Origin of the sequence: Vibrio gazogenes (genome assembly GCF_023920225.1) — a bacterium.
Classification (GTDB): domain Bacteria; phylum Pseudomonadota; class Gammaproteobacteria; order Enterobacterales; family Vibrionaceae; genus Vibrio; species Vibrio gazogenes.
Genome location: NZ_CP092587.1, coordinates 3,404,061 through 3,417,744, shown reverse-complemented (window position 1 = coordinate 3,417,744; position 13,684 = coordinate 3,404,061). Strand labels below are relative to the sequence as shown.

Sequence of the window (13,684 nt, the reverse complement as noted above, 5' to 3'; positions counted from 1 at the left end):
ATATCAAAGTACCGATATAACTTAAACCTTTCTGGATTTTTGTTTGTAGCGGTCAAAAATGACGGCTGCTAACAGAATCGAACCGCGAACCACATACTGTGCGAACGGAGACATATTCAGCAGGTTCATTGCATTCTCGACGGTGCCCAGAATCAGTACCCCTGCAATCACGTAAGAGACTTTGCCGATCCCGCCTTTCAGTGACACGCCACCCAGAACACAGGCTGAGATAACGACCAGTTCGAAACCGACGGAAGTCATCGGCTGTCCACTGGTCATCCGTGCTGCGAGAATTACACCGGCCAGCGCAGAAATAAATCCGGATACTGTGAAGATAATCAGTTTGGTCTTCACCACGTTTACCCCAGCCAGTCGCGCTGCTTCTTCGTTGCCTCCGATGGCGAGCGTATTGCGGCCGTAAACCGTCCGATTGAGCAGGAATGCGAAGACAATAAACGTGATAACTGTCAGCCAGATAGGTGTCGGAATCCCCAGAACTGAAGAGTTACCCATGGCGAAAAAGCTTTCTTCGGTGATACCGACGGCTTTCCCATCAGAGATAATGTAGCCCAGTCCGCGTGCAATCTGCATGGTCGCCAGTGTGGTGATCAGGGCATTGACCTGTAGTTTGGCGATGACGAAGCCATTGATCAGACCAAAGAATACTCCGGACAATAATCCGGCAATGATGCCGAGGGTGACGCTACTGGTGGCATTGATTGCGACAGCGGTAACAACGCCGGAGCAGGCAATCACTGAGGCAACCGAGAGGTCAAGGTCACCACAGGCAAGGCAGAATAACATTGCGCAAGCGACCATGCCGCTCATGGAGATCGCCAGTCCCAATCCTTTCATATTGATAAAGGTGGCGAAATAGGGCACGAAAAAAGCGCAGAGCAGAAATAGCCCTGCAAATACAATGAGCATCCCGAATTTGTCCCAGATGTGGGAGAAATCGATGCCCGGTTTCTTCGGCTCATTGGTGTTCGGTTTGGTGGTTGTAATGGCCATTACTGATTTCCTCTATGCTGCGACAGGGTTGCTTGTACCTAACATCGCTAGACGTAATGCGGTTTGTTCATCAAACTGTTCACGTTGTAGCTCTCCGGAGATTGCACCGTCTTTCATGACCAGTAATCGATCGGAGATCCCCAACACTTCTGGCAGGTCACTGGATACCACGAGTACCGCGACACCGTTCTCTGCCAATTTGAAGATCAATTCATAAATTTCAGATTTTGCACCGACATCGATTCCCCGCGTCGGTTCGTCGAGTAGGATGACTTTCATGTCCGTTGAGAGCCAACGGGCAAGAATCACTTTTTGCTGGTTGCCGCCTGAGAGCTCACCGATAAGTTGGTCAAGGGAGGCAGCTTTCACGTTCAGTGCTTCGCACTGTAATTGGGCATTTTTCTCTTCCCAGCGAAAATCAATGCACCCGCCTGGCTTGAGAAAGTCTGGCCGGGCACTGATATTGGTATTTTCCCGGACGGAAAGAATCGGCACGATACCGTCAGCTTTACGATCTTCCGGACAGAGGGTTACGCCGGCCCGAATTGCTTCACTGGGGGAGTGGATCCGGACGGTTTCACCTTGGATAGTGATCGTGCCGGAAGTTGCTTTATCTGCCCCGAAAATCAGCCGTGTCAGTTCAGTGCGACCAGCACCAACCAGACCGAAGAGTCCGAGAATTTCTCCGCAACGAATGTCGAGAGAAACTGGCTGAGTAATCCCCGGCCCCATCAGTTCGTCAATTTTAAGTCCGCTTTTACCGTATTCGCGGCCGCGGTAATGATAGATATCATTGATTTCTCGTCCGACCATCAGTTCGACGAGTCGGTCATTGGTGAGATCAGTCAATGTATCGAAAGTCTGGACGTGGGTACCGTCTTTGAAAATGGTAATGGCATCACACAGCTCGAAAATTTCTTCCATTCGGTGTGACACATAAAGAATGATTTTGCCGTCATCACGCAATTCACGAATGACTTTAAATAAATTCTCGATTTCCCGTTGTGACAAACTACTGGTCGGTTCGTCAAAGGCAATGATGCGTGCATTGCGACTGAGGGCTTTCGCGATTTCAACCATTTGCCACTGACCAATCGAGAATTCTTTCAGTGGGCGGGAGGGGTCAAAGTCTTCCCCGAGTCGGATTAACTGTTCTCGTGCATTACGGTGAAGGGTTTCCCGATCAACCGATCCATTTTTCGTCGGCAACTGGCCCAGATAAATATTTTCAGCAACACTGAGTTCCGGTACCAGATTCAGCTCCTGATAAATAATCGCAATACCGTGATCGAGTGCATCAACGGTTGAGGAAAATACAGCGGACTGACCATCAATGATCAATTGTCCTTCTGTGGGTTGATAGAGTCCGCTGAGAATTTTCAGCAAGGTTGATTTCCCGGCACCATTTTCTCCCATCAGCGCATGAATACTGCTGCTTTGGACACGAAAATTAATATTCGAGAGCGCTTTTACGCCCGGAAAGTGCTTAGAAATCTGACTAAACTCTAAAGAAGAGGGCAATGCTGCCATAGTGGCCTCCTGTGGGTTCAGAAGGTGGCACAACATTGTGCCACCTGCCGGGAATTACAGTCCTTTTTTCTTCAATTCTGCTTTGTAGTTATCGCGGGTAATCAGAACAACATCAGTGACTTCAACGAATTTCTTCGGTTCGACACCATCTTTAACCCATTTGTACAGCGATTCGATACTCTTAAAGCCATGAACGTCCGGACTTGGGAGTAAAGACCCGTAGAAGCCGGTTGGTTTGGATTTAGCCAACTCGTTGACGGCATCCACACCGTTGATACCAATACCAATCACGTTTTGTGCATCAAAACCTTGTCCTTCAGTTGCTCGAATACCACCCAACACAGTGTTGTCGTTCATGCCGACGACCAGCCAGTGTTTGACAGTCGGATATTGCACTAGCAGCGAGTTGGCGGCATCCAATGCACCGGGAATGTCGTTGGTTTTGGTTGGAACGCGATAGATCTGATCCGCTGGAAAGCCTGCTTCTTTCAGTGCCGAGATTGAACCATTGACCCGGCGGCGGGCGGTATCGAGTTCATCTGCGGTAATCGCCATGACGGCACTGTCTGCCGGGTTCCATCCGCGTTTGGTCATTTCTTTATACAGCTCTTGTCCCTGACGTTGACCGATTTGACTGGCGGCCATCATCACCAATGGTACATTGGTCATCGGTTTGCCTTTCGCATTGAGGAACTGATCGTCAACGGTGATGACTTTGAGACCATAACTCTTGGCTTTTGCCATAATAGCTGGCCCGAGTTTAGGGTCAGGAGTACAAATGACAAAACCTTTGGCACCACTCGCGGCGAGGGTATCGATCGCATTGAGGGTTTTTTCTCCATCGGGGACCGCCATTTTAATCACGTCGAAGCCATACTCTTTGCCGGCTTTTTCCGCAAAATTCCATTCAGTTTGGAACCAAGGTTCTTCAGGTTGTTTTACCAGATAACCGAGTTTAAGCGTGTCATCATCGTTACCAAAGAAAGCATGAGCAGAGGCACTGAGTAATGCAGTTCCTGCTAAAGCGGCGACAGCGAGTTTTTTTCTTATCGTCTTCATTTTGCTATTCCATCCACTGGTTGTTGTAGGGAGGTGTTTCGGGCACATTATTCGTACAAGCCGCTTCGGATTGAAGTGATGAAAATCACAGCAATGAAAGGTAGCGTTTTTGTCCATGCATATAGCGTGAGACAACATGACTCAGCTCTCAAAATAATATTATCCACGATTTAAATAGCCTTTTATCCTTAAGCATACGATTTTTTATGACTCATTTCGTGATAAATCCTAAATAAGCATATTTTTTAAGCGAAACCTCAAAAAAACAGTCGTAACGTTTTTATCCATATTTTTAGCTGTGGCGTTCATGTTCCCTTCTTCATTCCACCGTTATAACTGACAACAGTGAATATTAACTGTGAGTGCGCGATACCGTCTCATGATGACGACGATTTATCGGTGGTTATGAACGGTTCGTGATGATGGCTTGCCGATGCCAGTCGCTTGTCGATGGTGATAAGCGTTGCATGGTGCGAGTGACTTGAATATGGGGATAGTTATGGAGAATAGGCAGAAGAGTGAGCCTTATGTGATTGGTCTGGATTTTGGTTCAGATTCAGTCCGGGCTTTATTGGTCAATGCTCGTACCGGTGCTGAGCTGTCATCCGGGGTTGCAGAGTATCCCAGATGGAAAGAGGGCAAATACTGTCAACCGGCACAATCGCAGTTCCGTCATCATCCAAAGGACTATTTGGAGTCAATGACACAAGCCATACAAGATGCCGTGGCTCAGGTGAGCACGGAGATCGCCCAATCGGTCGTCGGGATCGGGGTGGATTCAACCGGTTCAACACCGGCACCGATTGATGCCGATGGGCAGGTATTAGCACTACGACCAGAATTTGCCGATAACCCGAACGCCATGTTTATTCTCTGGAAGGATCATACATCAGTCTCTATGGCCGAACGGATTAACCAACTGGCACACAGCGGTGACTTTCCTGATTATACCCGCTATGTCGGCGGGATTTATTCTTCGGAATGGTTCTGGGCGAAAGCGGCTTGGGTCAGTGAGCAAGACGCTGCGGTTGCACAACACGCCTATAGCTGGGTTGAATTGTGTGACTGGGTACCCGCTGTGCTGAGTGGTCACCAACATCCGGATGTGTTGCGTCGGGGTGTTTGTGCCGCCGGGCACAAAGTCATGTGGCATGAGTCATGGGACGGACTCCCTTCAGAAGCATTTTTGACCGCGGTTTCCCCGACTTTAGCCGGTTTGCGGGATCGGATGTATCACGAGGTTTATACCGCGGATCAGGTCGCTGGACATTTGACGGATGAATGGGCAGCTCAGCTTGGTTTACCTGCTGGTATTGCGATTGCAGTCGGTGAATTTGATTGTCACATGGGCGCCGTCGGTGCCGGAGCCGGAGCCCATGATTTGGTCAAAGTGATTGGCACATCGACCTGTGACATTTTGATGGTCGATCCGCAGCAGGTTGCGGACAAGGCGATTGCCGGTATCTGTGGTCAGGTGTTGGGCAGCTCGCTGCCGAATATGACTGCGCTGGAAGCCGGGCAGTCTGCGTTCGGGGATATTTATGCTTGGTATAAACGGTTGTTGGTCTGGCCGGTTGAGCAATATCTGCGTGACCATCCCGACGTTAACTTTGATCTGGCTGAGTTTGAAAACGCACTAATTCCACAATTGGCCCAAGCGGCTGCGACCTTGGAAGAGGGCGGTAATCAGGCGCTGGCTGTGGACTGGCATAATGGCCGCCGGACACCGAATGCCAATCAACGTCTGAAAGGGGCGATCGCGGAATTGAACCTTGGCTCGACCGCTGTCGATTTGTTTGCCGGGCTGGTTGAAGCCACTGCACATGGCGCGAAAGCAATTGTGGACTGTTTTGTCAGTCAGGGTGTAGATGTGAACCGACTCATTGCCATTGGTGGGATTTCGCAAAAATCACCCTATGTCATGCAGACCTGTGCCAATGTGATTGGTCGGGAAATTGTCGTCGCTGAATCTGAACAATGTTGTGCGTTGGGCGCGGCAATTTTTGCAGCCGTTGCTGCGGGTGTCTATGCAACGACCCAAGAGGCTCAGACGCAAATGGCGAGTCCGATCAGCCGAACTTATACACCAACCTCTGCTGTCGCGAATATTCGAGCAACGCGCTACGACATGTATTGCCACCTAGGCCAGTCACTTGAACAGTTATCTCAGGATCGTTTAGACGATGCAGCATCATCGTTGTCAAAGGAGGATGCATGAATATCGATGTTTCTTTCACGCCGGACTTTGTGGTTAATTCGGCATGGAAAGCCCGGATGGATGTGTTACGGGAACAGGTCTGGAAAGCCAATATGGATTTGCAGAAGCATAATCTTGTGACCTTTACATGGGGTAACGTTTCCGGTGTTGACCGGGAGTCCGGCCTGGTGGTGATTAAGCCAAGCGGCGTCGCTTATGAAGACCTTTCTCCCGCAAATATGGTTGTGGTGAATTTGGCCGGTCAGCGCGTCGAAGGCGATTTGAATCCATCTTCAGATACGGAAACGCATCTGGAGTTATATCGGGCTTACCCTGAAATCGGAGGGGTGGTACATACCCACTCGATGAATGCGACCTCTTGGGCTCAGGCTGGGAAGTCGATCCCACCTTTAGGCACCACACATGCGGATTATTTCTATGGTCATGTGCCGTGCACCCGTTCGCTCTCCGATGCTGAAATCCAACAGGATTATGAACTCAATACCGGCAGAGTGATTGTTGAGACGATAGGAACGCAAGAACCACTTGCCGTGCCGGGCATCATTATCAAAGAACATGGCCCGTTTAGTTGGGGTAAAACGCCCGATCAGGCTGTACACAATGCTGTGGTACTCGAAACAGTGGCCGAGATGGCATTGAAAACGCTGCAAATCAATGCCGGAGTTGAGGCGATCAATCAAACATTGCTGGATAAGCATTACCTGCGTAAACACGGTAAGAATGCTTATTACGGACAGCAGGAACATCACGAAAAATAAGGATACACGATGAAAATTTTCGATAAGAAACAGATCTGGTTTGTCACGGGTTCCCAGCATTTGTACGGACCAAAGGTCTTGCAGCGTGTTGCTGCCGATAGCCATGAAATCGTTGCCGGACTGAATACGGCGGCTGATATTTCTGTTGCAGTGGTTGAGCAGGAAGTGGTGAAAACGCCGGATGAAATTCTTGAAGTGTGTCGCAGAGCGAATAATGATCCGGATTGTGTCGGCCTGGTGTTATGGATGCACACATTTTCTCCCGCTAAAATGTGGATTGGCGGTTTGAGCCAGCTCAACAAGCCATTCTTGCATTTACACACGCAGTTTAATGCGGAACTCCCGTGGCAAGAGATTGATATGGACTTTATGAACCTCAACCAAAGTGCACATGGTTGTCGGGAATTTGGTTTTATCGGGACACGGTTGAATCTCAACCGGAAAGTGATTACCGGACATTGGAAAAATGTTGCGGTGCATCGTCAAATTGATGATTGGTGTCGCGCGGCGGTCGGGGTTGCTGAAGCACAGCAACTCAAAGTAGCCCGTTTTGGTGACAACATGCGCCAAGTCGCTGTGACCGAAGGTAATAAAGTCTCAGCACAGATTCAATTCGGTTATGAAGTTCATGCCTATGGTTTGGGTGATCTGAGCGAACGGGTCAATGCCGTTGCTGACAACGATGTGTCTGCTTTGATTGATGAATATGCCTCAACCTATGAGGTTGCCCCCGGCTTACTCACTGATCGGGATTCACTGGCAATCCTCCAACAAGAAGCCCGTCTTGAACTGGGGATGGAGCAGTTTTTGATTGAGCACGGTGCACATGCATTTGCCAATACCTTTGAAAATCTGACTGGCCTGACGAACCTACCCGGGTTGGCGACACAACGTTTGATGGAAAAAGGGTACGGTTATGGCGGTGAGGGCGACTGGAAAACCGCAGCCATGGTCCGGATGATGAAAGTCATGGGACAAGGCAAGCCCGGCGGAACATCCTTTATGGAAGATTACACCTATAACTTTAGTGAGCGTAGTCAGGTTCTGGGTGCGCATATGCTGGAAGTGTGTCCGTCGATTGCTGCGGCACGGCCAAAAATTGAAATTCATCGGCATACGATCGGTTGTGATTGCCCGATTGCCCGGATGATTTTCACCGGTAAACCCGGCCCGGCCCTGAATGTTTCTGTGATTGATTTAGGAGATCGCTTCCGGATGCTGGTGAATACTGTTGATGCTGTCACTCCGCCTCAAGGGTTGCCGAATCTACCGGTTGCTCATGCGTTGTGGGAACCGCATCCAAGCCTTGAAATCGCTGCAAGTGCTTGGATTTATGGTGGAGGTGCTCACCATACAGTCTATAGCCAGTCAGTCTCCGTCGATATGCTTGCAGATTATGCTGAGATTACAGGTATTGAAATGGCGCTGATCGATCAGCAGACTCATTTACGTCAGTATAAACAGGATTTGAAACATAACAGTTTGTACTATCGACTCAATGGTCAGATATAAAATCGGATGGTGCCTGCTTGGGTAGGCACCTCATAAGGAGCCAATGTGAAGATAGACCCGGATGAATTTCAGGTGTCGGATCGGGCACAGTTATCTCATGATCACTGGCAATTGGAAATCGCGTCACATACACCGGTAGTATTTCAGTTGTTCTCCCGCCGTAAATTGTTTTTTAGTGGCCAGTTGGAGCTGATCAACAATGATGAGGTGGTCAGTACCGAAGGTTTTCACTGGCGCTTTCGGATCAAAAATGACCGGATTGAGCAATGGTGTAACGTGCAGCTCGGAGAAACCCTCTCACTTGGTATTACTTATTCGTTTCAGCCGGATGCGTTGGTGATCGAATATATGGCACGAAACCGTGTGCCGACCCGTTTGGATATACGACACAATATTCAGGCGATTCAGACGGAGCATGGTTCTGAACCGCGATCCGTGGCCGATATGAAGGGTCGGGTGGATCAGTTACAGCGCCAGAATAATGAGCGACCCAGTGATTATCTGGTTGAATCCGGGAATCAACATTTCAGAGAGGCATTCTCTGCCACACAGTGGATTTTCTTGTCATAGCTTATGGTTTTAGTTTTACGTCATATTTTTGCGAGCATAGAGCGCCTTGAGAACAAAAGGGTGTAACAAGTTTTATACGAAACTGTGAAGTCATAAATCGTATGAAATCGGAGAGTTAGCGTACACTCGGTCGTTAAAGGAAAGTAGTATAGGATGTAGGATGCAAGACGATCCGCTCAAACCTGGGTATAACTTCGATGCACATTTGGTGGCAGGGCTGACGCCGATTATTGAAGGAGATGAATTGGATTTTACCATTGACCGCCCCAATGGTATGAAAGGGTATATTATCAACCTGACGAGTAAAGGTGAGGGCACGCTTTTTGCCGGTGATCAGGCAATTGATGTCGGCCCCGGCGATTTACTACTGTTTCCCCCGACAGCGGCTCACTATTATCATCGTAAAGCAGACAGTGTCTGCTGGTTTCATCGCTGGGTTTATTTTCGTCCCCGAGCCTTCTGGCATGACTGGCTGAGCTGGCAGGAAGAGCAACACGGGGTGTATATCACCCGAGGGTTGGACCAAACTACCATTCATCATCTGGAACGTTTATTCATTGATATCGAGTATACCGCCAAATCCGATGAACCTTATCGGAGTGATTTATCGATCAATCTGCTGGAACAACTGCTGATTCGTTGTAAGAGTTTGCAACCGGATGTGGTGAGTAAACCACTCGATCCGCGCGTGATCGAGGCGATGAATTATATGACGCAGAACCTCAATCAGGATTTCACCATGGAAATGGTTGCCTCGCATATCTGCCTGTCTCCGTCGCGGTTAGGGCACTTGTTCCGTGAGGAGATGTCGATGACCATTACACAGTGGCGTGATGATCAGCGTATCAGCCGTGCCAAACAGTTGCTGGTCACAACCAACTATTCGGTGAACCAAATCGGTCGCATTGTCGGCTATACCGATCCCCTCTATTTTTCCCGGGTGTTCAAACGTAAGTCGGGCGTCAGCCCCAAACGCTATCGGGAGCAAATTACCTAAGCGCAAAACCTTGCCCCATCTTGCAATCAAGCTTCAGGAAAAGTCCCTGAAGCTATTGTTTGGTTTCTTGAGGTGGGCTGGTACGTTTTGGCTTGAGCTGCTGAATCGTCAGCCCGGTGATAATACAAACCAGTCCAATGAGCGTTGTCGGATGAATCTGCTCTTGAATGATCACTGCTAACAGCAGTAGTGAAATAAACGGAGAGATAAAAATCAGGTTACTGATTCTGGCAGTGTGACGGGTACGTTTCAGTGCGTTCAGCCAGAGGAAAAAGGTGATACCCATTTCAAACAACCCAACATAAACGGCACTGAGCCAGCCTTGTGCTGTGATATGAGACCAGTCGGCACCTTCGTAGAGTGACAGGATGAGTGTACAAGGGAGAGCAACGAGGAATCCTAATAGCAGGCTAACGACTGGATCCGCCGTGTTACGGGTATTGAGAATCCAGTAACCGGCCCACAGCAGTGTGGATAATAGGGCGAGCCCGACACCCACAGGGCTAGCGAAATCCAGCGCCAGCAAATTGCCTCGGGTCGCTATCACCAACACCCCCAAATAACACAGCGCCGCCGCCAGATAGTCTTGCTTACGGATCGTTTGTTTCAGAAAAATAGCCGCCATGATGGTTAACGTCATGGCCCAGCTATAGTTGATCGATTGTGCCTGAGAGGCGGGAAGCAGGCGATAGGCCTGAAACAGAATCAGATAATAACAGAGTGGGTTAATCAATCCGGAAATGATGAAATATTTGGGATTGGCAGCAAATGTCGGCAGGATTTGCCCCAGTTGACGCTGATAGGCACAAATCATCAGTAACGAAATGACTGAAACGACGCAAGCGACAGCCAGCATCTGAATGGGTGTCAGTTGTGCCAGTGTGAGTTTGAATGCTGTTGCGACCGTTGACCACAATAAGACCGCTGTCAGACCGAAGAGCAAGGCTTGTTTTTCATTGATCAGGTTGTTATTCATTTTGGATAAGCCATGTATTTCTATCCGCCACTCGTGGCCTGAGCATAACATAAGCTCCCGTTAACCATGTTATTTGTGTCATATAAACAATAAATCCAAGTGTTACAACATGATGAGTTGGTGAGATGTTGCTCGCATGACTAAGTGACGTGATTCGAATTGACTGCGATCTCAAGGTAAGGTTTTCGGGCGAAGATTCGTACTTTCGCTCTCGTTGATCAGCATAGTTGATAAGGAAAAGAGGATGACGGAGAAGCAATCCGGTGGAAAGATTTGGGGGATCTGTCCGTTATGTGGTCCGGTGGAACTGCGCTCTCAGTTGAGAAACGTGCACCTGTTGGGGCAAACCGGCATGGTGATGGGCATTGCCGTCACGACGTGCAAGCAATGTCAGCAGGTAGTGCATGTTCCCGATGAATCGCTGGAATCGGTCACAACCGCATATGCTCAGCTCACACCGCCAGACATCCGGGGTTAGGTTGACCGGTTTGTACCGCAAATCTACTGGACATTGATCCAGTCCGGCAATACCATTTTTAGTTCTATATGCTGAAAAACAGAATTGATCCCCATGATGCAATGGATTATTGAATACCAATCCCTACTGTTGATGTCTGCCGCCTGTATTGTTGGCTCTGCCGGCATCACGGGCTGGTGGATGAAGCAAAGAATGCAACTGCAATTGAGTCAGTTGCAGCAACAACTGGCGAGTCAACAGCAACTCCACGAACAAGTGTTGGATCAGGTCACCACGCAATTGCGACAAACACAGGCTGATCTGCATGAATCAGAAGATGCCCATGATCTGGCAATGGCTGAGCTGAAACAGTTGCATGGGCAGTATATGGCAGCGACTGAAAAACTGGGGCAAATGGCGACCTTGCAGCAAGAACGAACGCAGTTGAATGTCGAGCTGGTGCAGTTACGGGAACAGCACGCGCAATTGCAAGGGCAACTGCGTGAGCAGGAAGCGCGCCATCAAGCCCAGATGGTTGCCAGTCAAGAAAAGTTACAGCTGCTGGAACGTGCTGAAGAGCGCTTGAAGCAGCAATTTGAACAGTTGGCGAATCACCTGTTTGATGTCAAAACAGCGAAGGTTGATCAGCAGAACAAACAGAGTCTGGAAGGATTGCTGAATCCGTTGAAGTTACAATTGGAAGGATTCAAAAAACAGGTCAATGACAGTTTCAGCCAAGAAGCCAAGGAGCGTCATACACTGGTCCATGAGTTGAAAAATCTACAACGTCTCAATGAACAGATGGCGAAAGAAGCGTTGAACCTGACGCAGGCACTCAAAGGCGATAATAAACAACAGGGCAACTGGGGAGAAGTGGTGTTGGCCCGGGTTCTGGCGGAGTCAGGGTTACGCGAAGGGCATGAGTATCAGACACAGGTCAGTTTGCAAAATGAAGCGGGTAAGCGCTATCAACCGGATGTGATCGTCAATCTGCCGAATGAGAAGCAAGTGGTGATCGATTCAAAAATGGCACTGGTCGCCTATGAACGTTATTTCCATGCCGAGAGTGACGTTGAGCGTGATAAAGCTCTTGGTGAACATTTACTTGCGATTCGCGCTCATATCAAAGGACTGAGTAAGAAAGACTATCAGCAGTTGCAAGGTATCCGGACACTCGATTATGTCTTGATGTTTATTCCGGTCGAACCGGCATTCCAATTGGCAATACAGGCGGATCCCGCTTTAGTCAAAGATGCGATGGAACAAAACATCATTATTGTCAGTCCAACCACATTACTGGTGGCTTTACGAACCGTCGATAATTTATGGCGCAATGAATATCAGAATCAAAATGCCCAACACATTGCGGAGAAAGCCGGAAAACTCTACGACAAATTACGCTTATTTGTTGACGATATGGACGCGTTGGGTCATGCCATAGATAAGGCCGGGCTGAGTTATCAGAATGCCATGAATAAGCTGTCGAGTGGGCGTGGTAACGCAATTCGACAGGCGGAAAGTTTTAAGCAACTGGGCGTTGAAGTGAAACGTTCGATTGCTTCTCGGTGGGTTGAGGCGTCGCAGAGGGAGGGGGCTGATGCCGGTTCGTCTGAGGCGGTTTTATCGGAAGAGAATAGACAAAATGACAGCGCATACATCGGCACAAAATCTGCCGATTGCTGAAAGACATCCGACAGGGGATACAGTAAACTAGCGCAATCAGTCAGTCACATTGGTTTATCAACAATCTGTTTATTAAGCATTATGGATGATGTGGTAATGTGACGTGTGGCTTCTATTCGATCATGCAAGGTAGGTAAAGGCGTGCAATCTGAAAAAATGGCAGAAAATCAAGAAACAACCCATTTTGGTTTTGAAACCGTCGCCAAAGCGGAGAAAGCGCATAAAGTGGCAGAAGTTTTTCATTCTGTCGCAGCGAAGTACGACATCATGAATGACTTGATGTCCGGTGGTATTCACCGATTGTGGAAACGATTTACGATTGATTGCAGCGGTGTCCGTGCCGGACAGAGAATTCTGGATCTGGGCGGTGGTACAGGAGACCTGACGGCCAAGTTTTCCCGGATGGTCGGTGACACTGGACATGTCGTGCTGGCGGATATCAACAATTCAATGCTATGTGTCGGTCGGGATAAGCTGCGTGATAATGGCATTATCGGCAATGTACATTATGTTCAGGCGAATGCGGAAGAGCTGCCATTCCCCGATAATTATTTTGACTGTATTACAATCAGCTTTTGCCTGCGCAATGTCACCGACAAAGAGCAAGCGTTACGCTCGATGTTTCGGGTTTTGAAGCCCGGCGGACGTCTGTTGGTGCTGGAATTTTCGAAACCAGTGTTTGAACCGTTATCCAAAATTTATGATACATATTCATTCCATCTTCTGCCGAAGATGGGGCAGCTCATTGCCAACGACGCTGACAGTTATCGTTATCTTGCCGAGTCGATCCGGATGCATCCGAATCAGGAAACGTTAAAAGAGATGATGGTCGATGCTGGTTTTGAGCAAGTAAGTTATTACAATCTGACCGCGGGTATTGTGGCGCTTCACCGTGGTTATAAATTCTGACAAG

The 13,684-nt window shown here is 48.7% G+C and carries 12 protein-coding genes; 8 read left to right on the top strand and 4 right to left on the bottom strand.

Annotation, left to right across the window (positions count from 1 at the left end; genetic code table 11):
• Nucleotides 1-21 precede the first annotated feature (21 nt).
• Genes araH through MKS89_RS15170 form a run of 3 tightly spaced genes read right to left on the bottom strand, consistent with a single transcriptional unit; the run spans nucleotide 22 to nucleotide 3,600 of the window.
• Nucleotides 22-1,011, bottom strand: coding sequence for an L-arabinose ABC transporter permease AraH (gene araH, locus MKS89_RS15180; RefSeq protein ID WP_106406965.1), 990 nt, complete (start codon nucleotides 1,009-1,011; stop codon nucleotides 22-24).
• 12 nt (nucleotides 1,012-1,023) lie between these two features.
• Nucleotides 1,024-2,541 carry an L-arabinose ABC transporter ATP-binding protein AraG gene (gene araG / locus MKS89_RS15175; protein WP_072959347.1) on the bottom strand — a complete coding sequence of 506 codons (1,518 nt, stop codon included), beginning with the start codon at nucleotides 2,539-2,541 and terminating at the stop codon, nucleotides 1,024-1,026.
• Nucleotides 2,542-2,595: 54 nt separating this feature from the next.
• Nucleotides 2,596-3,600 carry an arabinose ABC transporter substrate-binding protein gene (locus MKS89_RS15170; protein ID WP_072959350.1) on the bottom strand — a complete coding sequence of 335 codons (1,005 nt, stop codon included), beginning with the start codon at nucleotides 3,598-3,600 and terminating at the stop codon, nucleotides 2,596-2,598.
• 499 nt (nucleotides 3,601-4,099) lie between these two features.
• On the opposite strand from MKS89_RS15170, the gene MKS89_RS15165 reads away from it, so the two are divergent.
• The 5 genes from MKS89_RS15165 (at nucleotide 4,100) to araC (ending at nucleotide 9,655) form a co-directional block, all read left to right on the top strand.
• Nucleotides 4,100-5,818, top strand: coding sequence for a ribulokinase (locus MKS89_RS15165; protein WP_072959353.1), 1,719 nt, complete (start codon nucleotides 4,100-4,102; stop codon nucleotides 5,816-5,818).
• 56 nt (nucleotides 5,819-5,874) lie between these two features.
• Nucleotides 5,875-6,576 (top strand): L-ribulose-5-phosphate 4-epimerase, encoded by a 702-nt coding sequence (locus MKS89_RS15160; protein WP_106406967.1) that lies wholly within the window; start codon nucleotides 5,875-5,877, stop codon nucleotides 6,574-6,576.
• Nucleotides 6,577-6,585: 9 nt separating this feature from the next.
• Nucleotides 6,586-8,088 carry an L-arabinose isomerase gene (araA, locus tag MKS89_RS15155; RefSeq protein WP_072959359.1) on the top strand — a complete coding sequence of 501 codons (1,503 nt, stop codon included), beginning with the start codon at nucleotides 6,586-6,588 and terminating at the stop codon, nucleotides 8,086-8,088.
• A gap of 45 nt (nucleotides 8,089-8,133) precedes the next feature.
• Nucleotides 8,134-8,658 (top strand): hypothetical protein, encoded by a 525-nt coding sequence (locus MKS89_RS15150; protein WP_235862462.1) that lies wholly within the window; start codon nucleotides 8,134-8,136, stop codon nucleotides 8,656-8,658.
• Between the two features lie 160 nt (nucleotides 8,659-8,818).
• Complete coding sequence (gene araC / locus MKS89_RS15145) at nucleotides 8,819-9,655, top strand: arabinose operon transcriptional regulator AraC (protein WP_072959361.1); 837 nt, start codon at nucleotides 8,819-8,821, stop codon at nucleotides 9,653-9,655.
• A 52-nt stretch (nucleotides 9,656-9,707) separates the two neighbouring features.
• Here the strand turns inward: araC and MKS89_RS15140 are convergent, their stop codons facing one another.
• Nucleotides 9,708-10,616, bottom strand: a complete 909-nt coding sequence (locus tag MKS89_RS15140; protein ID WP_072959583.1) for a DMT family transporter — start codon at nucleotides 10,614-10,616, stop codon at nucleotides 9,708-9,710.
• Between the two features lie 259 nt (nucleotides 10,617-10,875).
• Between MKS89_RS15140 and MKS89_RS15135 the strand changes: the two genes are divergently transcribed.
• The 3 genes from MKS89_RS15135 (at nucleotide 10,876) to ubiE (ending at nucleotide 13,680) form a co-directional block, all read left to right on the top strand.
• Nucleotides 10,876-11,109, top strand: a complete 234-nt coding sequence (locus tag MKS89_RS15135; RefSeq protein WP_072959363.1) for a hypothetical protein — start codon at nucleotides 10,876-10,878, stop codon at nucleotides 11,107-11,109.
• A 96-nt stretch (nucleotides 11,110-11,205) separates the two neighbouring features.
• The gene (gene rmuC, locus MKS89_RS15130) at nucleotides 11,206-12,771 is read left to right on the top strand and encodes a DNA recombination protein RmuC (protein ID WP_072959366.1); all 1,566 of its coding nucleotides are present in this window, start codon (nucleotides 11,206-11,208) and stop codon (nucleotides 12,769-12,771) included.
• A 156-nt stretch (nucleotides 12,772-12,927) separates the two neighbouring features.
• Complete coding sequence (gene ubiE / locus MKS89_RS15125; protein WP_072959585.1) at nucleotides 12,928-13,680, top strand: bifunctional demethylmenaquinone methyltransferase/2-methoxy-6-polyprenyl-1,4-benzoquinol methylase UbiE; 753 nt, start codon at nucleotides 12,928-12,930, stop codon at nucleotides 13,678-13,680.
• The last annotated feature ends 4 nt before the right edge of the window (nucleotides 13,681-13,684 follow it).

Bases quoted from the DNA above. Each gene is read 5' to 3' on its own strand.
- MKS89_RS15160 (WP_106406967.1), top strand. From the start codon at position 5,875: ATGGATGTGTTACGGGAACAGGTCTGGAAAGCCAATATGGATTTGCAG.
- MKS89_RS15135 (WP_072959363.1), top strand. From the start codon at position 10,876: ATGACGGAGAAGCAATCCGGTGGAAAGATTTGGGGGATCTGTCCGTTA.
- araG (WP_072959347.1), bottom strand. From the start codon at position 2,541: ATGGCAGCATTGCCCTCTTCTTTAGAGTTTAGTCAGATTTCTAAGCAC.
- araA (WP_072959359.1), top strand. From the start codon at position 6,586: ATGAAAATTTTCGATAAGAAACAGATCTGGTTTGTCACGGGTTCCCAG.
- MKS89_RS15165 (WP_072959353.1), top strand. From the start codon at position 4,100: ATGGAGAATAGGCAGAAGAGTGAGCCTTATGTGATTGGTCTGGATTTT.
- MKS89_RS15170 (WP_072959350.1), bottom strand. From the start codon at position 3,600: ATGAAGACGATAAGAAAAAAACTCGCTGTCGCCGCTTTAGCAGGAACT.
- rmuC (WP_072959366.1), top strand. From the start codon at position 11,206: ATGCAATGGATTATTGAATACCAATCCCTACTGTTGATGTCTGCCGCC.
- araH (WP_106406965.1), bottom strand. From the start codon at position 1,011: ATGGCCATTACAACCACCAAACCGAACACCAATGAGCCGAAGAAACCG.
- ubiE (WP_072959585.1), top strand. From the start codon at position 12,928: ATGGCAGAAAATCAAGAAACAACCCATTTTGGTTTTGAAACCGTCGCC.
- araC (WP_072959361.1), top strand. From the start codon at position 8,819: ATGCAAGACGATCCGCTCAAACCTGGGTATAACTTCGATGCACATTTG.